Origin of the sequence: Desulfohalovibrio reitneri (assembly GCF_000711295.1) — a bacterium.
GTDB classification, from domain to species: Bacteria; Desulfobacterota; Desulfovibrionia; order Desulfovibrionales; family Desulfovibrionaceae; genus Desulfohalovibrio; species Desulfohalovibrio reitneri.
Genome location: NZ_JOMJ01000003.1, coordinates 2,041,713 through 2,064,406, shown reverse-complemented (window position 1 = coordinate 2,064,406; position 22,694 = coordinate 2,041,713). Strand labels below are relative to the sequence as shown.

The window sequence follows — 22,694 nt, the reverse complement described above, 5'->3', positions numbered from 1 at the left end:
GCTTTGTGCCGCTCGAAGGAGAACTGAGAGGTAGCACCATGAATAGGGCCTTGGCATTGAAAGATATTGCGGTCGCGCTTGGCGTTACAGTCCAGGCAGTCCACAAAAGGGCTAAGCGTGAGTCATGGCCGCGTACACCTAAGCCCCAGCGTGGCGGAGGCTATGTCTACCCGGTCTCGGGTCTCCCGAAGGATGTCTTGCAAAAACTCAAGCTCCATGAGGCCAAGGAGTCCACGGCAGAAAACGCCTCCGGGACGTCGGTTCAACTGGATGATCGGCGGAAGCGTGTGGCGGCGGCGCGGTTGGACCTGGTGAATCTGTACCTGGATTGGCTGGCCAAGCAGGGGAAGGGGGTCGAGCAGCGCGAGTCGTTCATCCGTGCTTATCAGGTCGGAATGTGGCCGCAGTTGCTGGAGACCATCGGCCCCAAAGTCAGCTGGAAGACTCTGGAGCGCTGGAAGAAATCAGCCGAGCGGGGCGGATTGGCCGCTGTTGCTGACAAGCGGGGCCTGACGCGCAAGGGCTCCAGGCGACTGACCGAGCACCAGAAGCAAATGTTGATCCGCTTCTGGCTCCAGCCCGGCCAGCCCTCCATCGCCAGCGCCTACCGGGAGGCCAACAAGGCGCTGGCTTTCGAGGGCGGCGAGCTGATCCAAAGCGAGCGCACGGCACGGCGCTTCTTGCTTGAAGACTTCTATCCATACCACTACGGCGACTCCGTCTACACCAGGGAAGGCGCGAAGGCCTGGAATGACCGGTGCGCCTTTTTCATTGAGCGTGATTACAGCCTCATCGAGGTCGGTGACATTCTGGTGGCGGACGGCCACAAACTCAACTTCGAGATCATCAACCCCACCACAGGCAAGCCGCAGCGCATGGAGATGGTGCTTTGGTACGACATGCGGAGCAACTTCCCCATGGGCTGGGAGATCATGCCCAGCGAGAACACCCAGTGCATCGCAGCCGCGTTCCGCCGGGCCTGCCTGCTGCTGGGCAAGTTTCCCAAGGTGGCCTACCTGGATAATGGCCGCGCTTTCCGGTCCAAGTATTTCAACGACATAGACTTACGTGAAACCGGGTTGGGAGGCCTGTTCGCCGAACTCGGCGTCCAGACGTTGTTCGCCTGGCCCTACCACGGCCAATCCAAGACGGTGGAACGATTCTTCGGGACGTTCGCCGAGTTGGAACGGTGGGCTCCCAGCTATACCGGCACGTCCATCGCCACCAAGCCCGCACGCATGCTGCGCGGGGAAAAGGTGCACCGGGACATCTACGAAAAGTCCGGGGCGCGGCCGCTGACCCTGATCGAGGCGCACCAGGCCATTGCCATGTTCTTCGACGAGTACATCGCACGGCCGCAAAAGGGGCACCTGGCGGGCCAGTCTCCGCTCGAGGTCTTCCAGGACGGGCGGGGGCCTGGGTTGGGCGATGCCGACCTGGTCAAGCTGCGAGACCTGATGCTGACCAAGACTGTGCGGAGCGTGCAGCGCAATGGCGTGTCCTTGTTCGGCCGCACGTATTACGCGCCGGAACTCTACAACCGGCGGCATCCCGTCACGGTCAAATACGATCCACAGGATCTGGACGCGGACGGTGAAGTGGCCCGGGTGCTGGTGTACGACACCGACGGACGCCCCATTTGCTGCGCCGAGAAGACCCGCAAGTACCACCCGGCGGCGCGCATCCTGGGTAATGAGCAGGACGTGGCCGATCTGACGCAGGCCATTGAGTTTCGCAAAGGGCAAGAGCGTCAGGCCAGTCGGTATTGCCGGACGTTGCTGGAGCGGGTTGTCATCCCAGAGACCCAGCGGCGCATGGAATTGGTGGCCGAGCACGGGCAGGAGCGCCCGACAGCACAGCCCGAAAACACCGAGCCCACCCAGGCGGAAGTCCTGGCCATTGAGGATGCCCAGGCCAAGGCCAGCGCACGCCGGTCTTCCCGCCCCGCCTACACCCCGCCTGAACAGGTCCGCGAAATCACCGACGAACTGTCCAAGTACGAATATCTCTTCAATATCCGCCACCGCGACGGCATCGAACTGCGGGAGTCAGACGCTCAGTTCATGGAGCAATTCGAAGCCAGTCCAGACTACCCGGAGGCCCGTTATTCCAAGCTGTTGCGAGTGTTCAACCATTGGAATTCCGCTTCCGCGGCCAGCTAACCCAAGGAGGAATTTATGCGGCAGGTGTTCATCGAAACCGACAACGTCTCCAAGTTCCGGCGGGCCGTGGCCACCATGGAGGATATGGAGCACGGCCAGCCGGGAATCGCCGTCTGCTGGGGCCAAGCCGGGCGCGGAAAGACCGTGGCCGTACAGAACTACTACAGCGAGCATGGGGGCGTGTATCTGTACGTCTGGCAGGACTGGACACAGTGCGCCTTTCTCCAGGGGCTCTGTTTCGAAATCTGCGGCCAGCGGCCCAGATCAGCCAACGACTGCAAAATTAAAATCGTGGCGGCCCTGTCCAAGGAACCCCAGACCATCTTCGTGGACGAAGCGGACAAACTCAGCGTCGCCCGCATCAACGACCTGCGTGACATCCACGAACTGACCGGCTCCTCCATCGTCCTGGTGGGCGAGGAGGAGTTGCCCGCGCTGCTCGGCCAACAGAGGCGGGTATGGAGCCGGGTTGTTCAGGAAGTTGTGTTCGGCCCGATCAGCGAGTCGGACGTGGCCATGTACGGAATGGACGCGGCTGACCTGCGCATTCCCGCCCGGGAGTGCAAGCTGATCGTCAAGAAGACAGACGGCGACTTTCGCCTGGTGCGCAACATGTTCCAGATGTTGGAGAACGCGGCCAAAGCTCGGGATACCGACACGGTGGACGAGGCCATGGTGATGGATGTGCTCAAGCATCGCAGCTGGAGGCGGTCATGAGCGTGAGCTTCACCATGGAGGAGCTGCGTCCCGTCATCCAGGGGCTGACCCGAGGCGGCAAGAAGTCCTTCACCGCCGGGCTGCTCATCGAGGCGTTGTGCCTGGAGGACGAGCAGGACAAGGCCAAGGTGCGGCGGCGTCTGGAGGACATGAAGGAGCGTCGGGAGCTGATCCGCGTGGAACGGGGCACATACACCTGGAACCCCCATGCCGCCACCCGCGGCGGCGAGTTGTACGAGCGAATCTGGCGGGCCATTCGGGCCAAAAAACCAGGGTGGACGTTCCGCGACGTGTCGCAGGTAAGCCGCGCCTCCTACACCCATGTGGCCAAGTACGTCCGTTGGCTTGAGGCGGAAGGCTACGTGGCTAGGCACGGCAAGTCGGGCAAGTCTTATGCGTACAGGGCCACCCAGAAGGCGCGGGATCAGCGCAAGACTCCATTCCCCCCCAAGCCCATTACCGACCCGTTCGCCCAGGTGCGCAACGCAGCCTGCCGCATGGTGCGGGCGCTCATGGAGCGCGACCCGTACCAGCCCAACGTGCGGCAACGCATCATCGAGGACTGCCGGACCGTCCTGGCCCGGTTCAACGAAGAGGAGGAGGCATGATCCACGAGAAATACCTCGGCGCATTGGCTGACCTGCGGTCGCTGGCTGGCGAGGTGCCCCCTGAAATTTGGGAGCGCATGCGGCCAGCCGTGAACCAACTGGCTGGGGTGATGGAGATCGTCGAGGCGCTGGAGTCTACGCCGATCTGCGTCATCCAGGCGATGGCTCTGTCCCGGGCCCAGCAGCCGGTGAAACAATAACGGAGGAGAGATGAGCAACATCGAAATCAACGATTGGGACGGCGTGGACGCGGCTGTGCGGCGCATGGGCGAGATCGACATCGCGGTGGAGCGCATCAACGGCAAGGCCCAGGAAGAGATCAACGACGTCAAGGAACGAGCCAAGGAGCGGATGGCCCCGCTCTGCTCCGAGCGCAAGCAGCTGGAGACGCAGGTCCAGGCGTTCTGCGAGGCGCGCAAGGACGAATTCAGCAAACGCCGTACCCGTCGTCTGACATACGGCGAGATCGGCTACCGGCTGGTGCGCTCGGTGAGCATCCCCCGCGCCAAGGACAAGGTTGCGTCGCTGCTCAAGTCGCTCCGCGCCTACGGGCTGGGTGACGAGTGCATCCAGGTGGAGGAGAAACCCAAGCGGGATGCCATCGAGTCCTTGGACGACTCCACCATCGCCAAGCTGGGCCTGAAGCGCACGGTTAAGGACAGCTTTCGGGTCGTGCCTGACATGGATGCCGTGGAGGGGTTCAAGGAGGTCGCGTGATGAGTGTGCATGAACCGCCTCATCAGGAGCATTCCAGGCCCCCAGATCCACCGCAGAAACGCGGCAACATCCGTCGCGAGGCTCTGCGGTCGGCTGAACGGATGGCGCTGCGCAATCGGAGTCTGGCCCAGGATTTCGGGGCGTGGGCAAAAGAAATGTTGGCGCGGGGCGCGGTGCCCGGCGATCTGGAAACTCGGGCGGCCGAACTGCTCCAGCGCGTGGATGCGCTGGACAGCGGCGGCCTGCAAACCACCTACGAATAGGGAGGATACCGTGAACAAAGGCGAACTCATCACCCGTGTGTCGGACATGCTTTCCATTTCCAACTCCGAGGCCGAGCGGGCCGTATCCGGCACCCTGGAGGCCATGGAAGGAGCCCTGGCCAAGGGCGACAAGGTGACCCTCACCGACTTCGGCACCTTCGAGGTCAAGCAGCGCGCCGGGCGCACCGGCCGCAACCCGCAGACAGGGGAGGCCGTGGAGATCGCGCCCAAGAGGGTGGTGACCTTCAGGCCCGGCAAGGGGCTCCGGGCGGCCGTCAACGAGAAGTAACCCCTCGCGAAACAGCCCCCGCGGGGGCTGTCGTCCGGGCGTGGTGGCCCGGGCCTGATGTGCAGCTAGAAGGGAGGATGCATGGACGCCAAGATTCGGACTCAACTCGTGCAAGAAGCGGCTGGTCGGTACGGCACTCCTGTCGTGGTGCCCGAATGCGGCTACAAGCCGTGTCCTTATGCCACCAAGAAGGATCAGCTTTGGAGGGCCTTCGATGTGGGGGAATCCAGCTGCATCTGCCCTGGATGCGATCGCGGCTGTGCTCTGCCGCAGGACATCCAGCGGGGCGATGAATTCATCATTTCGCGGCCTGGCCGACTGCCGAAGGGATGCTGACATGCGCCGCAACTGCCCACCCTCCACCCCTCGCGAGTGCGCTCTGCGCCACGTGCATGCCCAGCGCAAAATCTCTGAACCCTGCGCCGGATGCGACACCGGCCAGCGTCTCATGGCGCTGCCATACATCCCCGATTCGTGGACTGAAGTCCCGGCGTGGGAGGCGTTGGCGGCGGTCCTGGACGAATACGCCGCCGAGCGACGTGACCGCATCGGCGTGGAGCGGCTGCGCATGGACATCAATCAGCGCGTCGATGGTTCGTGCCGCAGCCTCGGCTACACGGACATCTGCACCATGCTGGACGACTGGGGCGTGTCCCCCATTCCGGGCTCCTCTCCCCGTGCAATCCCTGTTGGAGTCCACCATGACTGACCTGCATGTGTATCTGCTCGTCATCGTGGCGGCCGCCGTCGTCGAGGTGGCGGGTGTGTGGCTCGTCCTGCGCTATTGGGAGCGGCACCCATGACCGTGGCCGAGAGTATTCTCCCGGCGTCTAGCTCCCAGCCGGATACCATCCAGCCCCCGGCCAATCTCGATGCCGAGCAGGGCGTGCTGGGCGGCGCGTTTCACCGTGGCGAACTGGATCAGTTGGCGGCCATTGTGACAGCAGCGGACTTCCACCAGCCGCGCCATCGCCTGATCTGGCGGGCCATGGAGCGCCTGTCCGAACGCGGCATGGCTTTGGACCTGATTACGGTGGCCACCGAGTTGGGGGATGAGCTGGAGCGGGCTGGGGGTAAACCCTACCTGGCCGAGCTGGTCTCCTCCATCGTCAGCAGCGCCCACGCGGCCCACTATGCCCGCATGGTCGCGGAGTTGGCGGGGCTGCGGCGGCTGATTGCCGTGGGTACAAAGCTGACGCGCGAGGCATCGCATCCCCGTGCGGATCTGCGCGATCTCTGTGACCGGACCTCGCAGGCTGCCGATCGCATCGCCGCGCGCGACCGCGACGACACGGCCCACGCCACCGGCCAGCTCGCCGACGCGGCCATGGCCAATCTGGCCGAGCTGGCGGCGCGTGACGGCGCGTTGACCGGCGTGGACACGGGGTACGCCAAGCTCAACGAGTACACCGCCGGATTGCAGCCGTCCGACCTGATCATCCTGGCCGCGCGTCCCTCCATGGGCAAGACGGCCTTCGCTCTGAACCTGGCGCTGAATGCGGCCACCGCGTCGCCGGAGACGCCCGTGATGGTCTTCTCCCTGGAGATGAGCAAGGAGCAGCTCGCCTCGCGCATGCTGTGCATCCAGGGAGGCGTGGATCTGTCCCGGGTCCGGCGCGGCTGGCTGTCCGAGTCAGACTGGAGCGCTCTGCGCGGAGCGCGGGATGTGCTGGCCAGGCTGCCCCTGTGGATCGACGACACCCCGGCGCTGGGCGTCATGGACCTGCGGGCGCGGGCGCGGCGGATGCGCCGGGAGCGCGGCGTGGGGCTGGTCATCGTGGACTACCTCCAGCTCATGCGCGCCTCGCACCGGGTGGACTCCCGTGAGCAGGAGATTTCCGACATCTCCCGCAACCTCAAGGCCCTGGCCAAGGAGCTGAATATCCCCGTGATCGCGTTGTCGCAGCTCAACCGCAAGGTGGAGGAGCGCTCCAACCGGCGGCCGATGCTGTCCGATCTGCGGGAGTCAGGGGCTATTGAGCAGGACGCGGACATGATCGTCTTCCTCTACCGCGACGAGGTCTACAACAAGGAGACCCCCGCCAAGGGGATCGCCGAGGTCATCATCGGCAAGCAACGCAACGGCCCCGTGGGCGAGTTGGAGTTGCTCTTCAGGGCGGAGTCGAACCGCTTTGTCGAGGATGCCCCGTCGCCCGAGGGGCTCCCCCGGGTGGGGCAAGGAGAGCTGGCATGAAACACGAACTGAAATGTGAGCCAGGCCCGTTCCTAGCCCTCCTTGAAGGTCGCAAGCGGGTTGAACTGCGATTCGATGATCGTGGATTCGCCGAGGGCGACACCCTGTTGTTGCGAGAGATAGTCGGTGAGGGGCGGTACTACACCGGCCGCCATGTTGAGGTCAGCGTACTCCACGTTCTGCACGGCGGTCAGTACGGCCTGCAACCGGGGTGGGTGGCCATGAGCATTGAACTGAAGGAGACAGCATGAGCCCGCAAACTCTTGTCTCCCTTACCTTCCTCGCCCTCTACTATTTCGGGGCCCAGCAGGGAATCGCGATAGCCATGCTGCCCTGGAAAATGCAGCGCGACCGCCGCTGGATCGGCCGTCTCATGGGGCCGGATGCGGCCACCGAGCGCCGTGAGGCGGACCGCCTGGGCGTCCCCCGCGCCGCCCGCATCAACTGTTTGGATACCCACGCGGAGATGACCATCTACGGCATGCCGCTCAACGAGGAGCTGCGGAGGCTGCGATGTGCCTGCACCTAGTCCGCTGCCCGCACTGTGGCCGTCTCGTCGTGTGGGACTTTGACAACCGCTGCCTGCTCTGCGGGCGCGATCTGGGAGGATACCATGGGTAAACCCGCATATGCGCCTGACCCGCGCCGCCGAGCGCTGTTGGCCAAGATTCACATCGCCAAGAAAGGTTTGGGCCTTTCGGATGCCGACTACCGGACCATTCTTCACGAGTTGTTCGGAGTGGGCAGCTCCGGCGACCTGGCCATCCACCAGATGGCCGAGTTGCTGAACCATTTCATCGCCCGCGGCTGGACCAGCGGCGGCACCAGCCGCGCTCCGGCCAAACCTGCCAGGGGGCGTGCCTGGATCGACATTCCGGATTCCGACCCGCACCACCGTCAAAAACGCAAAATCCTGGCTATGGCGAGGGATATGGGGTGGAGTTTGGATGGCCTGAACAAGCGTGTCGAGCGCCAGTTCGGCGTCAGTGACATCCGCTGGCTGGCCAACCAGGACGATCTCCAGGTGCTGGTCAAGGACATGATCAACCGGATGGGCCGCAAAGGCGTTGATCCGTATCCCGAGCGGTAATGGACACGGAACACGAGGCGGCCCGGCTGCGGGCCGAGATAGAGCAACGGCATGGGACAATTCACCGATTCTGCGCAGTCACCGGGGCTCCGCGCGGCACTGTCTACCAGGCCCTGGCGGGACGCTACGCCGGAAACACTGTTCGGCAATTGGCCAGGATCAGGCGCTGGCTGGACGGACAGGGCGACCGTGATCAGGCGGTCTACCAGGCAATCCAGCGCGCAGCATGCTCACGCTGCGTCGTCACTGGTGAGTGCAACCGTTGCCACCGCTTGTTCAGCGCCCAGGCGGATGCGGTGATGAACACTCTGCGGCATTATTAGGAGACTCGCTCAACATGGCAGAACAGCGTGACAAGTCGCTTTCCATTTTGCTGCACCGGGGGCGCAATGATGTCGTGGGCCGCCTGGAGTTGTTCCCGGCGGAGGCATGGCCGGACCATGCCGGGGCCGTGCCGGGCCGCTATCGTCTGCGGCTGGACGGGCGATGGGTGCCTGGGGCTGACGGACGTAAGTGGAGTGCCAGCTCCCCTGCTGAGACCGGCGCTCTTGTAGGGCGAATGGTGGCCGAGGCTCTGGGCGGGGCAAACGTATCTCAACGGCCTGACATTCCACGGCAAACGCCAGTTCGCGTGCCGATTCGCGTAGTGTCCGGCCAAACGCGCTACGAGATCACCAGAACGGCGAGCGAGCCCATCCAGGGGATGGATGGCCGCTGGTACGTGGCGGTCCTGCTTGTCGGGGCCGGCATCACCCACGTCCCCGTTGACGAGATGCAGCTGATGGGAGGCTGAAACGATGTCCGTACGCCAACAGACCCGTGAAATTCTTTGCCTGCTGGATCGTGGGTTCGTGCCCTACCATGGCGAGGTGGACCCGGCCGTGTACGAACGCCTGGGATGCACGAAACGACGCCAGGCGCAGTGGTTCGTTCGGGGACAACGTTTTCTGTGCCTGTCGTGCGCCAGGCGTTGCGCGTTGGTCAATCCGCCCGGGTTTCAGCTCGTCCTCGCCCAGCGCTCGGCTCCCTCCCGGCGGCTTGCATATCAGGAGGTGCCGCAGATCACGGTAGATCAACTGCTCAGCCAGGGGCGACCGCTGCGCGTGGACGAGGCAGCGTGGGCCACCGCGTTGTCTGAGCGCCAGGTCCGCTACCTGGTGGAAGACGGCACCCTGGAACGCGTGGGTGACGACCGCCCGTTGCGCATATCCTCTCGGAGCGTCCGCTCCTACCTCGGCCAATAGGCCGCACCGGGTGAGCAAAACCGCTCGCCGAATCCCTGCATATTCTGCATAGCCGAATACGCAAATCGGTTTTCCGGGGGCACTCTGCCCCCGTATGGTGACGCACTACTTCCCCGAATTCTTCAGCCTGGACGAGCTGGTGCCCAGAGAGCACTACCTGACGCTGCCGCACAGCGAGCTGTGGTGGCTGTTGGATGCGCGTCTGCTGTTCAGCGCCGACGCCCTGCGACGACTCTACGGGCCGATGGTCTGTAACGACTGGCACGTGGGCGGCGGCAACGAGTACCGCGGCTGGCGTCCGTCGGACTGCCCCGTGGGGGCGGACCGGTCTGACCACAAGTGGGGCCGGGCGTTGGACCTGGTCCCCCTGCGGACGTCGGCGCGGGCGATTCGTCAGGACATTCGGGCAGGTGCAGATGAACGGCTGATGCATGCGGTGCAGTACATCACGGCCATCGAGGCCGGGGTGGGCTGGCTGCATATCAGTGTGCGCAACGTCAGCCCGATCCAGTGGATCGGACGGAGGTGATCGTGTCCAACAATCCGAAGATGCCCTGGGAATCCAAGACGCTGCAAGGCGTTGTGATGATGGTGGTGGCCTGGGCCGTTTCGCGGCTGAACTTGCCGCTGGGCGACGAAGCCATTCAGGAGGTGGCCACTGCGTTGCTGACGCTGGTGGGCGCTGGGTGGACAGCCTATGGCCGCATCAAGGCCGACCGCCCCGTCAAAATCAAGAAGACCAGCGCTGGCCCGCTCGCGGCCCTGTTGCTGGCGGTGTGCCTCGCGGGCTGCGCCGCCGTGGACCGGGTCTCCGCCCTGGATCCGCCCGAACAAGCCCGAGTGGCCGCAGCCACGTTGCTGGACAGCTACATGGCAACCCACATGGCTTACCTGGATCTGCATCAGGCGGCGTCCCCGGCGGAGCGCGAACATCTGGAGACCCAGGTGGCGCCGGTGCTGGATGAGGCGAAACGGCTCATCGTGCTGGGGTCCCGGGTCAGCGTGGTCTACAGCCAAGTGGCCGCCTGGCGTTCCGAGGTGGCCGTGGCCGGGGACTCCGGCAGCGACCCCCCTCTCCTGGGTGAGTACGTCGATCGCCAGCGGGTTCGGCAACTGCTGGACTCGGCTGGGCAGGTGCTGGGGCGGCGGTTCGAAGTCCAGGCACCCGGCGAACTCATGGACACCATAGCGGAAGCCTCGGCCGGGCTCTACGAGGCCGGACTGAAAGCACTGGGGCAGGCCCGGCAAAACATGGAGGAGGGCTAGATGCTTCCGGTTCAGAGCATCGCGGCCATGGTGACCGCGGCCGTTCAGGCGGTCCGATCCGCTCGCGGCCTCTACGACGATATCGAGTCCGGCTCGGTGTCCGTGTCCGGTGTCGCCGTGCCTGCTCTGAAGTCCCTGCACCACTCCCTGGAGCTGGCCAGGGAAGCCAGCACGGCGGCGGGAGTGCTCCGGGATTTCGGTGAGCATGTGCCCGGAGTGGATGAGCTGGAGGCCATGATCGCCGAGATCGAGGCGCTTCCGGATTTGGCTGACCACCATGGCTGACGAAGTTGATCGAGCCCAGGCCTCTGAGGCTGCGTTTCTACGCAGTGCCCTCGGCAGCAGGTCCGCGTCTTCTGGCGAAGGGCCGGAGTGGTGCGGTGGAGTGCCGTGCTGCCGCGACTGCGGCGACCCCATCCCCCCGGCGCGGATGACGGCGGTTCCCGATTGTTCACGCTGCACCACGTGCCAAGAAGAAACGGAGGCTGATTAGTCGTGGATCCGACGCAGCTGGTGGCCATCATCTCATCCCTGGCCCAGGTGGTTGAGACTCTCGGGGCATGGGGCGTCGTCGGTTTGGTGCTGGCATTTCCCCTGACCGCAGTGGCCCTGTTCACCTGGCATGCGTGGCGGCAAGACAAGATCCTCAACGCCATTCGTCGGGACCACGCGGAATCGTTGCGGGCGCAGAGCCAGGAGACCCGAGCCGTTCTGGAGGCATACCGCAAGGATTCGATCGCCTGGGCTGATGAAGAGCGCAAGCGGGTCGAATGCTTCCTGCAGCAGCACAAAGAGGTTTCCCAGTTCTACAGAGACAACGTCGAACTGGTGCGCAGCTGGGAAGGTTTGGCCAAGGATCAGCGGGAGGTGCTGCTTCTGGTGTCCCAAACCATGCAGAAGGTAGCGGACAAGATCGACAGCAACCTGTTTTGCCCCATCGTTAAGAGAGAGCAGGGAAAATGAGCGAGCGCATTAAGTACATGGGTTACAAAGCTGATCGAGAGCAGCGCCGTGCCGAATTGAAGACCAGGATCAGCGGGTTGCTCGGCAGTCTTCGTGATAACCTGGATCCCTTCAAGTCCCCCGAGGCACTGCGAACCGACGTCATTGCCCAGCAGGCGCTGGAACTGGACGCCGCCCGTACGGAGCTGGTGGAAGTCCTGGCCGAGCTGGATCGCATCGCCGAAGTCCTGGGGCGCTAGCCATGGGTTGGGAGTACCCACCTGACCAGGTCTTCGAAGCCGAGGACCTGTTTTGCGTTGAACGCCTGCCTATGCGGGAGGTGTCCGAGCGCACCGAAATCCCGGAATCCACGCTCTGGCGCTGGGCGGACAAGTACGAGTGGTCCGAGAAGCGCCGCGAGCTGCGCGAGGCCATGTCCTCGATCCGGACCAACACCATCCGCTTGCGGGCCCAGCTCATCAAGAACTGCCTCGGCAGCCTGAATCCCATGGACACCTTTGCCGTGGCCAAGATGGAAGAACTGGCCATCAAGGCCGAAGAGTCCGCGTTGGAAAGGCGTGTGGCCGGAGCAGGCGCCGACCAGCACTTCAGCTCGGCCGAGGACGCGGCCCAGGCCCTTGAGGCCGCGCTGAGTGCCAAGCTGTCCCAAATGATCGCCAACCCGGCAGCCCTGGATTTGGGTGAGCTGAAGCACGTGAAGGCCTCCTTCGACCTGCTGCACCAGCTCCAGCCCAAGCCTGACGAGGAGACCGGCAAGAAACCCCGGGGCATGACCGACGCGTCGGTGCAGGAAGCCAAGCGGTTGCTGGGGATTCTGGGATGAGCACACCGGAGCACGTTCCCCGCCACCATGACGAACCCCTGCTTCTGCCCTACCAACGGCGCTGGGTGGCTGACGAGTCCGCCGTGCGGGTATGGGAGAAATCACGCCGTATCGGCGCATCCTGGGCCACAGCCGCTGGTGCGGCCCTGGAGGCCGCGTCCGAGAAGGAATCCGGAGGTATGGACGTCTGGTACATCTCCTACAACAAGGGGATGACCGAGACGTTCATCAAGGACTGCGCCTTTTGGGCTGGCATCTATTCCTTGGTGGCGTCGGACATGGAAGAGTTCGTCTTCGAGGACGAAGATCCCGGCGGCAAGGTAGTCGCCTTCCGCATCACCTTTGCCAGCGGACACCGTATAACGGGGCTTTCCTCCGCTCCCCGTTCCCTTCGCTCCATCCAGGGACACATCGTCATCGACGAAGGGGCCTTTGTGGACCAGCTGGCCGAACTGCTCAAGGCGGCCTTGGCCATGCTCATGTGGGGTGGCCGGGTGGACGTCATATCGACGCACAATGGCGCGGAAAACCCATTCGCGGAGTTGATCCAGGAGACTCAATCCGGGGCGCGGCCATACAGCCTGCACCGAACCACGTTCGACGACGCGCTGTATGAGGGGCTTTATCGCCGCATCTGTCTGGTCAAACAGGGGAAAGCGCCTACCGAGGCGGTCCGGGCGGAGTTGGCCTGGTCTCCCGAGTCGGAGGCCAGGTGGCGGCAGGAGATGGTGGACTTCTATGGGGACAACGCGGAGGAGGAACTCTTCTGTGTTCCCCGCCGCTCCGGCGGAGCCTACCTTTCCCGCGCCCTGATCGAAGCTCGCATGCACCCCGACATTCCGGTGCTGCGGTGGAGCCTGCCCGACGACTTCGTGGACTGGTCGGAGATTCGCCGCCGCCGGACGGCGGAAGCCTGGTGCCGTGAGCACCTGGAGCCAGTCCTGCGATCGCTACCATCCCAGACATGTTTCGTGGGCGAGGACTTCGGCCGCTCTGGCGACTTGACCGTGCTGTGGGTGCTTCAGCGACAGGCCGATCTGGACTTGCGCACCTGCCTGACAGCCGAGTTGAGAAACGCTCCCTTCACCACCCAGCAGTACGTGCTGGAATACCTCATCGACCGATTGGACCGCTTCGGCGGTGCCGCCCTGGATGCCCGGGGCAATGGCGCATTCCTGGCCGAGGTGGCCAGGCAGCACTATGGCGCGGGGCTCATCGACGAGGTGGCCCTGTCCGAAGCCTGGTACCGGGAGCACATGCCCCGCCTCAAGCAGCAACTCGAGGACGGCACGCTCACACTCCCCAAAGACAGCGACGTGCTCGACGATCTGCGGGCCTTCCGCGTGGTGAAAGGGGTGGCGCGTCTACCCGAGAAAAGTACCAGGGGCGGTGCTGAACAGCGCCACGGGGACTCCGGCGTGGCCCTGGCAATGGCTGTGTACGCGGCCACGGTAATGGAGCCGCAGGAGTGGGATGTTGTCACCGGTCCGCCCCGAGAAACCACCACCATCACAAGGGGGTATTGATGGACGGCCTCTGGATTTCCCCCTCCGAGTTCCGGTCATTCAGCAGCACCCGGCGCGAGGAACTGTTCAACGAACTGGCCACGCGTGAGGCGGCTGGCGAGGACGTGTTCGGCTCATTCCTCGGCTTGCTGCCCGACCCCGATCCCATCCTGCGTAAACGCGGCGAGGACGCGGAGGTATTGGATGAGCTGACCGCGGATGATCAGGTCACAATGGCCATCCAGTCGCGCAAGTTGGGGACGCTGCACAAGTACGATTACCAGATCAAGCCGGGACACACGCGCGGCGAGGAGCCAAGCACGGGAGCACAGCGCCTGGCTGACGAGCTGATCGAGGACCTGGAGCGAGTGGACCTCTACAACGTGGTCAGCGAAATCCTGGACGCCCCCTACTACGGCCACACCGTGGCCGAGTTGATGTGGCGGCAGGACAACGGCCGCATCCGCCTCGACGGCATCACCGTCAAGCCCCGGCGGTGGTTCGGCTTCGATGGAGATCGACGCTTGGTCTTTCTCTCCATGGGGGCTCCCAATGGCGAGCCGATGCCGGAGGATAAATTCCTGGTGGCCAGGCACTTCCCCACCTATGACCGCCCGCACGGCCTGCGGCTCCTGTCGAGGTGCCTCTGGCCGGTAGCCTTCAAGAAAGGCGGGGTGCGTTTTTGGTCGAACTTCATGGAACGCTTCGGCATTCCCTGGGTGATCGGCAAGGCCCCGCAACAGTCCTCCCGTGAGGAACGGCAGCGCATGTCCTCCGATCTGGCCAGCATGGTTCAGACAGCCACGGCCGTGCTGCCGAGCGGCAGCGAAGTGGATATCCACGAAGCCAGCGGCAAAAGCGGCGATCTGCATCAGTCCTTCGTCAAGATGTGGGATGCGGCCATCTCGAAGGTGTTGATGGGGCAGACGCTGACGGCCGAACTGGGCAAGGCAGGCAGCCGAGCTGCCAGCGAGACGCACTACGCCGTGCTGGGGGACTACCGCGAAGCGGACGAGCGCATCGTGGCTCAATTCTTCGACAGCCTTGGCCGCATCTACGGGCAGCTGAACGCTCCGGGTGAGCGCCCCCCCGTGTGGCGCTATGAGGAACCGGCGGACCAAGACCGTGAGGCGGCTCTGGCCAAAAAGATCACGGAATCCGGCAAGGTCCGATTCACCAGCGTCTTCTACAAACGGCGCTTCGGCCTGATGGACGATGAGTTCCTGGTCGAGGGCGAAGGTAGCCAGAATGAAGACCATGGCGGGGAGTTCGCCGAAGGAGAGGCCCGAGACGGCCAGGACGCCCTGGACGCCATGCTGGATGATCTCATGCCCGAAGCGCAGCAGGCCGCAGAGGAACGCAAGCGGGCGATTTTGGAGGCTGTCGACCGGGCCGAGTCGTTCGAGGACATGCAGATCCTGCTCGCGGAGTTGTTGCCGGAGTTGGAAGCCGACTCCTTCGAGCAGCTGATGCGCCGTGCTCTGCTGGCGGCTGACCTGCATGGCCAATTGACCGCGCGCGAGGATCCCGATGCCGGTTAGTCCGCCTCTGCTGCCCTTCCAAGAGGCCCGCGATTACTGGGCGTCCAAGGGCATCGTCACCCGGAAGGAATTCGACCGCCTGGAAGGCGTCGCCCGCTCCCGCGCCTTCACTGTTTCCGGCTTGGCCAGGATGGATCAGCTGGCTGAAGTCCACTCGGCCATCGGCCACGCCGTCGAGAATGGGGAGAGCCTGGCGGACTTCAAGACGCGTGTCCGAGGGCTGATCGAGCGCAAAGGGTGGAGTTCGTGGCGCGTGGAGACCATCTTCCGCAACAACGTCCAATCCGCGTACATGGCGGGCCGTCACGCCCAGATGATGCGGGCCGCCCAGGCCCGTCCGTACTGGCGGTACGTGGCGGTCAAGGACAGCCGCACCCGCCCCAGCCATCTGGCCCTGAACGGCATGGTGTATCGCCACGAGCATCCCTTCTGGAAGCAGTTCTATCCGCCCAATGGCCATCGGTGCAGGTGTTCCGTGGTCACATTGTCCGGACGGCAGGTTGAGGCGCGCGGTTACCAGGTCGAGGAGGACATGCCCGACATGGTGGAGCCGATTGACCCCGCCACCGGTGAAAAGCTGCCTCCGGTGCGGCCCTGGCCGGACAAAGGGTTCGCCACCAACGTGGGTGAGAGCTGGACGTCCGGAGTCACCCCCGAGCCCATCAGGCTCGACGACATCAAGCCCGTGGCCACCAGGACCATATGCCGCGACGGACACGGCCTCTTCGCCGACGATCCGTGTAAGCCGCCCCTGGCGGATCTGGACCGGCGGCACGTCCTGCCTGTCGAGGAAGGGGACCTGCTGGAAAAAGGACTCCAGCCGGAGGTGTACGTCAAAACATTCTTGGCTGAATTCGGCCTGAATTCCCTGGATGGAGAAACCGTGCATAGGCTGCACGGCGGGCTGCCACTGCCCATCAACAAATGGTTCTTTGTCGACAAGGCGACACGTGATTGGAAGGTCACGTCATGGAAGGACAAGGGGCCGTACATGAAGCTGTTGGCCAGGACCATCAAAAGGCCATTCGAGATTTGGCAGATCACCAGCGAAATCAGAGGAAAGCCTGTTCAGTCGATACGCCTGGTCAGGCTCTTCGCCAGGCAGGGAAAGGATATCGGCGGATTCTGTGTCTGGCATTTGCTGGACGGGAAATGGGCCAGCGCCACCGCCTTTAGTCCGAAGGCTGAAAGATCGCCCAAGGCAATCCTCGAATACTTGGAGCGAATGCGGGAAGGAATCCTGCTGTTTAGGGAAAAGCTCACGTAGCCCGGTCTCGTGAGCGGACGCATCGGAGCCCAGATCCCGGCCCCCGGGGGGACACTCCGAAGCACCCATAAAATTAAAATAGGCCGAGGATAAGTGGGAGTCAAGATGGCCAGTATCAAGGGTGTCGAAGTGTTCCGGGCGGGAACGCACACCGATTCCGCCGGGCGGACCAAGACTTGGACCGTGGATGACCTGCGGGAGATCGCGCGCTGCTACGACCCAACCTTGGCCGAAGCGCCAGTCGTGGTTGGGCATCCAAAGACAGACGCTCCGGCCTACGGCTGGGTGGCTGGCCTGCGGGTGGAGGGCGACACGCTGCTGGCTGATCTGTCCCAGGTGGAGCCGCAGTTCATGGATCTGCTGCGCCAGGGGCGTTTCAAAAAGCGCTCCATCGCACTCTACGACGATATGGGGTTGCGTCACCTGGGTTTTCTGGGGGCGACACCACCTGCGGTGCAAGGGCTCAAGGACGTCAGGTTCAACGGAGCCGAAGACGTCCAGGAATACACGTTTCATGAAACCACGGAGGACGAGATGACCCTCAAGGAAGTGCTCAAAGAGATCAAGGCGCTGCGCGACGAGGTCTCGGGCCAGAACGGCCAGCAGGCGTTCGCCGAGCGTCTGCGCGCCATGGAAAGCAACGTGGAGGCAGCCGTGGCCGAGGCCGACGCCAAGGTCAAAGACGCGGACGAAAAGCGGCAGAAGGCCGAGAAGGACCTGGCCGAGTTCCGGGCGGCCCGCACCAAGAAGGACCGTGAGGACCGGTTCGAGGCCCTGGTGGCCGCTGGCAAGGCCCTGCCTGGCGAGAAGCCGCAGATCATGGCCTACGCCGAGCAGCTCGGCCAGGCCACCCAGACCATGGAGTTCTCCGCGCGGGACGGCCACACCGAGGAGGTCAGCCTGGAGGAGTCCTACTGGCGCGGACTGGAGCAGCGCCCCGACGCGAACGGACACCTGTTCAGCGAGCAGGCCACTCCCGATCGGGCCGGTGGGCAGCGGCAGGAACCCGAAATCCCCGCCGACGTCGGCGATTATTGCTAGGGAGGCAAGATCATGGTGATCAGCGGAAAAGTCATGTCCGGCTCGGTGCATACCGAGCACGCGGCCGCCGGAGGCAACCATCCCGCGATGGTGGTCCCGGCGTCGCTGAAGGCCGACGACGGGGTGTACCCCTTCGGTCTCATCCTGACCAGGGCCAGCGGAGTGTTTTCGCCGCTGCTGGAAGTGTCGGCCGAATCCATCGGCACTGGCGACAACAGCGCCACCGAGTTTTCCTCCACCCTGGCCGAGGGGCCGGTGCACCCCCGCTCCGTGGTAGTGTCCGACGGGGTGGAGACCCTGGCCGACGATGGGCACGGCAAGCTGTGGGGCGACTCCGGAGGCAGCGGCACCATCAACTACGGGACCGGCGAGATCCAGGTCGCGTTCAACGCCGCCCCGGCCACCGATGCGGACGTGGCCGCGGACTACGTGACCAGCGTGGACGGCGTGCTGGACGCCAACGCCGACACCTCCCGCGAGGGGGGCATGGTGGTGATCCACGGGCCGGTCCATTCCAGCGCTCTGAAGGTGGGCGCGACGGCCCAGGCCGTCCCGTCGTCCGCCATCCTGAACCATCTGGCCAACGCGGGCATCTACGCCCTGTAAGGAGGAGTCATGACCATCAACGATCTGCGGCAGTTCTACACCCCGGCGGCGGTGGCCGCCCGGTTGAAGAGCCTGCCCAAACTCAAGACCTCCATCCTGGATCTGGTGTACCAGATCCGCCGCCGTCACCCCTTCGCCATGGTGGCGGCCGAGGACATCACCGAGTTGGGCGTGGCCCAGCCGCTGGTCATGCGCGGCGCGCCCAGCCTGCGTATGGGCGGCTCGCCCACGGCGGTGGGCATGTACGAGCCCTACGAGGTATCCCTGCACCGCGACCTGACCGCCGCCGCCATGAACGACCTCAAGCAGCTGGGGCGCGACGGCATCCAGACGCACCTGGCCAACCTGGACGACAGCATGCGCCGCGCCAGCCGCGCCACCGCCGAAGGCATCGCGGCCACGTCCCTGACCGGCACCATCTCCTGGCCGGTGCAGAACGAATCCGGGAGTTTCCAAACCTACGAGGTCCAGTTCGGCAGCCCGCACAGCCACACCCCCTCCACTCTCTGGGACGCGGCCGAGGCCAAGATTCGCCAGGTGTTCGCCGACCTCCAGGCCATGGAGACCCTGATCACCGACTCCGGCTATGCGTCCACGGTGGTCTTCCTGGCCGGGTCCAGCGCCTACACCGCCCTACTGGCCCTGTCCGAGGCCTACGCCGAGAACCCCCGGGCCAAGCTGCGGGTGGACGTCTCCGAGGAAGGAATCTCGATCGGCGGGTACCTGGTCAAGCGGATGTCCGAGAAGTACCGCAACCCGCAGACCGGGGTGTCCACGCCCAAGGTCCCGTCCACCAAGATCTGCGCGGTGGGCACGGACGCGCCGTTCTCCCTGTTCTACTGCGCCATCGACGACCTGGACGGAAAGCTGCAGCCGCTGCCGTACTTCAGCAAGCCGGTCAAGCTGGCGGACCCGTCGGTCCACCGCATCATCGGAAAGTCCAAGCCGTTCCCGGTGCCGGTGGTGAAAGCCATCTGCTGGGCCACGGTGACCTCGGCCTAAAACGGCTCGTGACAACCGCCGAGTCGGCGGGGCGGGCTACGGCTCCGCCCCGCACCCTCGAACTAGTGTGAAACTAGTGTGAAATGCGAATGAGCACCTACTGCACGCCCGACGACATGCGCACCTGGCTTCCGGAGAACGAGCTGATCCAGCTGGCCGACGACAGCCTGGACGGTTCCGGCACCTGGGAGAGTGTGGCCGAGGTCCTGGAGGATGCCATCGAGCGCGGCTCCGCCGAGGTTGATGGCTACTTGGAGACGGTCATGGAGTTACCGCTCCCCACGCCTTTGCCCGGCTTGGTTAAGAGCCTCGCCGCCCGCCTGGCGGTTTCCGCCCTGCTGTTGCGGCGAGGGGCGCTGGGGCCGGATTGGGAAGCGGAGCGGGCCAGGTGTCTGCGCACGTTGGAACGCATAGCCGATGGCCGCCTGCGCCTTGGGGCCGAGCCCGCTGAACAATCCGCCATGCCAGACACCCTCATCGAGGTGTCCACCCCGGCACGGCTGTGGGGTGATGATACCTGGAGGAAGTTCTAATGCCCGGTGCCTCTCTGCGAATGGATGTTGCCGAGGTCAACGACGGCCTGACCAGGCTGGCGGGCGCGGTGGATGATCTGCGCCCGGCCATGGAGGCCATCGGCGAAATCGTCCTCACCCAGATCATGGACTCGTTCGAGACCGAGGTTTCTCCAGGCGGGCAGCCGTGGGAGCCCTCCACACGAGCCAGGCGGACGGGCGGGCAGACGTTGTCCGACTCCGGCACCCTGCGCAAGTCCGTACACGTGGAAGCCGGGAGGGATGGCGTAGAGGTGGGCACCGACCTGGTCTACGCTCTGATCCACCAGCTGGGCGGCCGTGCCGGACGCAACCATAGCGTCCAGCTGCCCGCCAGGCCATACCTGCCAACCGAGGACGAGTTGGACATGGACGAGATCGCGGCGACCATCACCGATTACCTGGAGGCCGCCTGGTGACCCGGGAACAAATCGAAGACGCCCTGGTAGCGCACCTCGTCGCAGGGCTTGCCTCTCCGGTGATCAGCAACCCCTTCGGCACGGATGACGATGCTGTGCGACGTCAACTGAAGCACGGCCTAGTGGTGGTCACGTACGCCGGAGGCAAAGGCGGGGCGAACCAGGAGTACGGGTTGCTTCAGGAACAGACCGTGCGCTGGTCACTCATCTGCCTGGCCAGGTCATACCGCTCCGCGTCAGAGCGCGGCGACGCCGCGCTGGCGCTACTGGACCACGTCCACGCCGTGCTGGATGGCTGGTGGATGGACCCGCCCGGAGCCCGGTGGATGTTCGAGTCCGAACGTCCGGCCCCATTGAGCACCGAGTGGCGCGGCGTCATGGCCTACCAAATTACCGTATCCATTCCCGTAACCGTGGAGAGATAGCATCATGCCCAAGGATTTCCTCCTGGACGAACTGACCACCATCGGTTTGGCGGCCCAGCCGTCCGAGACACCGCCGGACCCGGCCGACTATTCGATCATCCGTATCCAGCGCGACCCCTCCCTGGAACCCCAGGCCGACGCGCAGGATCTGAACGAGTACGAAGGAGACGGAGCCGCCTCGCCGCAGTCGCTGCTGATGAAGCGGTGGAACGCGTCGCTCAGCGTGTTGGCCAGGGGTGGAGGGGTGGACGTTGACTCCAAGCCGCTGCTGCCGGACTACGCCCCCTTGCTGCTCTGCTGCGGCATGCGGCAGGCCGACGTGCTCATCATTCCCGTGGACGCCGTCACCGGGTTCACTCCCGGCGGAGTTGTCACCGGTGGCACCAGCGGCGGCGAAGGCACCGTGGTCTGCGTTGACCACGACTCCCTGGTCGTCACGGTGTCCATGGACGGGTTCGCTGACGGTGAGGCCATCGACCAGACCGACCCCTCGGCCACAGCCAATATCACCGGCGCACCCATGCCAGGCAAACTGCTGCGTCCCAAGACCGACGACTCAGCCCATGAGCATGCCGCAGTCCAGCTCTACAAGGACCGCATTCTGCGCGAGGTGCTGAGCCTGGCCTGCTCGTTCAACCTGGATGCCCAGGTGGGCAACCGTCCCGTCTTTTCCATGGAGGGACAAGGGCTCTACAGCGGGCCTGTGGACGCGCCGTTCGGCGACATCCCCGCCGTGCCCACAGCGCCACCCAAGGTGGAAAGCATCGGGCTGCGCATCGGCGACCGGCTGGACGCCACCGGCCCGTGGCTCCCCCCCAATACGGGCGTCAGGTTCTCCCAGGGCGGCCGCGTGGAGTCCATCCGCGACGCCAACTCCGCCAACGGGTTCCGGGGGTTCAGCGTGGTGGGGCGGGAAGCCACGGTGGAGATGACCCTCTACGCCTGCACGCTGGACATCTTCAACCCGTTCGCCATCTGGAACGCCGAAACTCCCGTCCCGGTCTCGTACACCATCGGCTCGACCGCGGGGAACCGGCTGCGAATGATCATCCCGGCCATGCAGATCTCCAGCGTCTCCGACAGTTCGGAAGCGGGCAAGGTGACCTGGTCAATTTCCGGCCGCTGCACGCGCGGCGCGCTGGAGGATTCCGAATTCGGCCTGATCTACTTCTAGGGGGAGCGATGAGCCGCTACGACATCAGCGACAAACACGTCCGCCTGGAAATCACGGACGCGGTGGCGGGCCACCACGCCCTCATCGTCCGTATCCCCACCGACCGCGACTTGGCCAGGTGGGCCAGGGCGCAGGTGCCCGAGGCATTGGCCCGGGCCAATCAAGGCATTCCCGGGAACGAGCTGCCCGAGGAGGCTCGGGTGGTGCTGGATCTGGTGACCGACTTTGAGCACCTGCCCTACACCACCGGGGGCACGCTGTGGTCCCCCGATCCCGACTCCCCGGATTACCAGCCCGACTGGAAGACCCTGCTCTGGAATCACCGGCCGGATCTGATCCGGGCAGTCGAAATGAAGCTCTTCCGCGAGACCCGGGCGTTCGGCGATGGAGCCATGGAGATCGGCTCCGACGAACAGACCATTCGGGTGGTGGACGGGCTCGCCGGGTGTGTGCATGAACTGCGGTACTCCTCCCCCTCCGCCGAGGCCAGGGCCACGTATGCCGCGTCGATGTATCGCCGCCAGGGAGACCGCATCATCAATCGTGTCGCCCAGGCCCGGGTGGAGCACGGCCGCCGCCTGGTGGAGGGGTTCACTCCCGGCACCATCTCCGATGGCGACGAGGATCTGACCGACACCAAGGCCAACACCAAGCGGCTGTTGAAAGCGCGGCCGGACATCGCCGCCGCAGTGGCCCGGGCCGTGTTCGAGGACGCGGCCGAGGCCGCCCGTGGCATGCCCAAGATCGACATCGAGTACGAGGAGCCCGACGTCCCTTTAGGGAACTCCTAGACCGGCTGGAGGATGGATGCTCGGACAGCAGGCGAG

General features: G+C 64.6%; 32 protein-coding genes and 1 other RNA gene. All 33 read left to right on the top strand.

The features are described from left to right. Positions 1-197: 197 nt before the first annotated feature. The 33 genes from N911_RS0110375 to N911_RS0110210 all read left to right on the top strand — a co-directional run bounded on the left by N911_RS0110375 (position 198) and on the right by N911_RS0110210 (position 22,658). On the top strand, positions 198-2,162 hold the full coding sequence (locus N911_RS0110375) for a Mu transposase C-terminal domain-containing protein (RefSeq protein ID WP_237559937.1): 1,965 nt from the start codon (positions 198-200) through the stop codon (positions 2,160-2,162). Between the two features lie 15 nt (positions 2,163-2,177). After that, complete coding sequence (locus N911_RS0110370) at positions 2,178-2,879, top strand: AAA family ATPase (protein ID WP_029896866.1); 702 nt, start codon at positions 2,178-2,180, stop codon at positions 2,877-2,879. Continuing rightward, positions 2,876-3,487, top strand: a complete 612-nt coding sequence (locus N911_RS0110365) for a winged helix DNA-binding protein (RefSeq protein ID WP_237559936.1) — start codon at positions 2,876-2,878, stop codon at positions 3,485-3,487. The genes N911_RS0110370 and N911_RS0110365 overlap by 4 nt, the downstream gene beginning before the upstream one ends. Further along, positions 3,484-3,687 (top strand): hypothetical protein, encoded by a 204-nt coding sequence (locus N911_RS0110360; protein ID WP_029896862.1) that lies wholly within the window; start codon positions 3,484-3,486, stop codon positions 3,685-3,687. Before N911_RS0110365 ends, N911_RS0110360 begins: the two co-directional genes overlap by 4 nt. Positions 3,688-3,697: 10 nt before the next feature. After that, positions 3,698-4,204 (top strand): host-nuclease inhibitor Gam family protein, encoded by a 507-nt coding sequence (locus N911_RS0110355; protein ID WP_051694170.1) that lies wholly within the window; start codon positions 3,698-3,700, stop codon positions 4,202-4,204. Next, positions 4,204-4,467: a hypothetical protein gene (locus N911_RS0110350; RefSeq protein WP_029896858.1), complete on the top strand. Its 264-nt coding sequence runs from the start codon at positions 4,204-4,206 to the stop codon at positions 4,465-4,467. The genes N911_RS0110355 and N911_RS0110350 overlap by 1 nt, the downstream gene beginning before the upstream one ends. Positions 4,468-4,477: 10 nt before the next feature. Beyond that, the gene (locus tag N911_RS0110345) at positions 4,478-4,756 is read left to right on the top strand and encodes an HU family DNA-binding protein (RefSeq protein WP_029896856.1); all 279 of its coding nucleotides are present in this window, start codon (positions 4,478-4,480) and stop codon (positions 4,754-4,756) included. A 4-nt stretch (positions 4,757-4,760) separates the two neighbouring features. Further along, an RNA gene (locus tag N911_RS18035) (hammerhead ribozyme type II) lies at positions 4,761-4,827 on the top strand. 218 nt (positions 4,828-5,045) lie between these two features. Next, the gene (locus N911_RS0110335) at positions 5,046-5,465 is read left to right on the top strand and encodes a hypothetical protein (protein WP_138774380.1); all 420 of its coding nucleotides are present in this window, start codon (positions 5,046-5,048) and stop codon (positions 5,463-5,465) included. 90 nt (positions 5,466-5,555) lie between these two features. Then, on the top strand, positions 5,556-6,950 hold the full coding sequence (gene dnaB / locus N911_RS0110325) for a replicative DNA helicase (RefSeq protein ID WP_081859155.1): 1,395 nt from the start codon (positions 5,556-5,558) through the stop codon (positions 6,948-6,950). Further along, complete coding sequence (locus tag N911_RS0110320) at positions 6,947-7,201, top strand: DUF3850 domain-containing protein (protein WP_029896851.1); 255 nt, start codon at positions 6,947-6,949, stop codon at positions 7,199-7,201. The genes dnaB and N911_RS0110320 overlap by 4 nt, the downstream gene beginning before the upstream one ends. After that, a complete protein-coding gene (locus N911_RS0110315) occupies positions 7,198-7,479 on the top strand; it encodes a hypothetical protein (RefSeq protein ID WP_029896850.1) in 282 nt (93 codons plus the stop codon). The genes N911_RS0110320 and N911_RS0110315 overlap by 4 nt, the downstream gene beginning before the upstream one ends. A gap of 84 nt (positions 7,480-7,563) precedes the next feature. After that, entirely contained in the window at positions 7,564-8,040 is a 477-nt protein-coding gene (locus tag N911_RS0110310) for a regulatory protein GemA (RefSeq protein WP_029896849.1), read from the top strand. Positions 8,041-8,686: 646 nt separating this feature from the next. Next, positions 8,687-8,833: a hypothetical protein gene (locus tag N911_RS18850; RefSeq protein ID WP_237559935.1), complete on the top strand. Its 147-nt coding sequence runs from the start codon at positions 8,687-8,689 to the stop codon at positions 8,831-8,833. Between the two features lie 4 nt (positions 8,834-8,837). Further along, positions 8,838-9,284, top strand: coding sequence for a hypothetical protein (locus N911_RS0110295; RefSeq protein ID WP_029896844.1), 447 nt, complete (start codon positions 8,838-8,840; stop codon positions 9,282-9,284). 94 nt (positions 9,285-9,378) lie between these two features. Beyond that, positions 9,379-9,813, top strand: coding sequence for a hypothetical protein (locus tag N911_RS16905; RefSeq protein ID WP_051694167.1), 435 nt, complete (start codon positions 9,379-9,381; stop codon positions 9,811-9,813). A 2-nt stretch (positions 9,814-9,815) separates the two neighbouring features. After that, positions 9,816-10,550 (top strand): hypothetical protein, encoded by a 735-nt coding sequence (locus tag N911_RS0110285; protein ID WP_029896840.1) that lies wholly within the window; start codon positions 9,816-9,818, stop codon positions 10,548-10,550. Beyond that, positions 10,551-10,835: a hypothetical protein gene (locus N911_RS0110280; RefSeq protein ID WP_029896838.1), complete on the top strand. Its 285-nt coding sequence runs from the start codon at positions 10,551-10,553 to the stop codon at positions 10,833-10,835. Continuing rightward, the gene (locus N911_RS18030; RefSeq protein ID WP_035104674.1) at positions 10,828-11,043 is read left to right on the top strand and encodes a TraR/DksA family transcriptional regulator; all 216 of its coding nucleotides are present in this window, start codon (positions 10,828-10,830) and stop codon (positions 11,041-11,043) included. The genes N911_RS0110280 and N911_RS18030 overlap by 8 nt, the downstream gene beginning before the upstream one ends. 2 nt (positions 11,044-11,045) lie before the next feature. Beyond that, a complete protein-coding gene (locus tag N911_RS0110275) occupies positions 11,046-11,513 on the top strand; it encodes a hypothetical protein (protein WP_029896837.1) in 468 nt (155 codons plus the stop codon). Further along, positions 11,510-11,752: a hypothetical protein gene (locus tag N911_RS0110270; RefSeq protein WP_029896835.1), complete on the top strand. Its 243-nt coding sequence runs from the start codon at positions 11,510-11,512 to the stop codon at positions 11,750-11,752. Before N911_RS0110275 ends, N911_RS0110270 begins: the two co-directional genes overlap by 4 nt. Positions 11,753-11,754: 2 nt before the next feature. Then, positions 11,755-12,336 (top strand): hypothetical protein, encoded by a 582-nt coding sequence (locus tag N911_RS0110265; RefSeq protein ID WP_029896833.1) that lies wholly within the window; start codon positions 11,755-11,757, stop codon positions 12,334-12,336. Next, positions 12,333-13,862: a terminase large subunit domain-containing protein gene (locus tag N911_RS0110260; protein WP_051694165.1), complete on the top strand. Its 1,530-nt coding sequence runs from the start codon at positions 12,333-12,335 to the stop codon at positions 13,860-13,862. The genes N911_RS0110265 and N911_RS0110260 overlap by 4 nt, the downstream gene beginning before the upstream one ends. Beyond that, positions 13,862-15,382 carry a phage portal protein family protein gene (locus tag N911_RS0110255; RefSeq protein WP_029896829.1) on the top strand — a complete coding sequence of 507 codons (1,521 nt, stop codon included), beginning with the start codon at positions 13,862-13,864 and terminating at the stop codon, positions 15,380-15,382. Before N911_RS0110260 ends, N911_RS0110255 begins: the two co-directional genes overlap by 1 nt. Then, a complete protein-coding gene (locus N911_RS0110250) occupies positions 15,372-16,649 on the top strand; it encodes a phage minor head protein (protein WP_029896827.1) in 1,278 nt (425 codons plus the stop codon). The genes N911_RS0110255 and N911_RS0110250 overlap by 11 nt, the downstream gene beginning before the upstream one ends. Positions 16,650-16,754: 105 nt before the next feature. Next, a complete protein-coding gene (locus N911_RS17590) occupies positions 16,755-17,690 on the top strand; it encodes a hypothetical protein (RefSeq protein WP_029896825.1) in 936 nt (311 codons plus the stop codon). 12 nt (positions 17,691-17,702) lie between these two features. Then, positions 17,703-18,296 (top strand): hypothetical protein, encoded by a 594-nt coding sequence (locus N911_RS0110240; protein WP_029896823.1) that lies wholly within the window; start codon positions 17,703-17,705, stop codon positions 18,294-18,296. A 9-nt stretch (positions 18,297-18,305) separates the two neighbouring features. Then, on the top strand, positions 18,306-19,298 hold the full coding sequence (locus tag N911_RS0110235) for a major capsid protein (protein WP_029896821.1): 993 nt from the start codon (positions 18,306-18,308) through the stop codon (positions 19,296-19,298). An 89-nt stretch (positions 19,299-19,387) separates the two neighbouring features. Continuing rightward, complete coding sequence (locus tag N911_RS0110230; protein WP_029896819.1) at positions 19,388-19,831, top strand: phage protein Gp36 family protein; 444 nt, start codon at positions 19,388-19,390, stop codon at positions 19,829-19,831. After that, positions 19,831-20,268, top strand: a complete 438-nt coding sequence (locus N911_RS0110225) for a phage virion morphogenesis protein (RefSeq protein ID WP_051694163.1) — start codon at positions 19,831-19,833, stop codon at positions 20,266-20,268. The genes N911_RS0110230 and N911_RS0110225 overlap by 1 nt, the downstream gene beginning before the upstream one ends. Continuing rightward, positions 20,265-20,693 (top strand): Gp37 family protein, encoded by a 429-nt coding sequence (locus N911_RS0110220; RefSeq protein ID WP_029896816.1) that lies wholly within the window; start codon positions 20,265-20,267, stop codon positions 20,691-20,693. The genes N911_RS0110225 and N911_RS0110220 overlap by 4 nt, the downstream gene beginning before the upstream one ends. 4 nt (positions 20,694-20,697) lie before the next feature. Further along, the gene (locus N911_RS0110215) at positions 20,698-21,867 is read left to right on the top strand and encodes a phage tail tube protein (RefSeq protein WP_029896815.1); all 1,170 of its coding nucleotides are present in this window, start codon (positions 20,698-20,700) and stop codon (positions 21,865-21,867) included. A gap of 8 nt (positions 21,868-21,875) precedes the next feature. After that, positions 21,876-22,658 carry a hypothetical protein gene (locus N911_RS0110210; protein WP_029896814.1) on the top strand — a complete coding sequence of 261 codons (783 nt, stop codon included), beginning with the start codon at positions 21,876-21,878 and terminating at the stop codon, positions 22,656-22,658. Positions 22,659-22,694 lie beyond the last annotated feature (36 nt).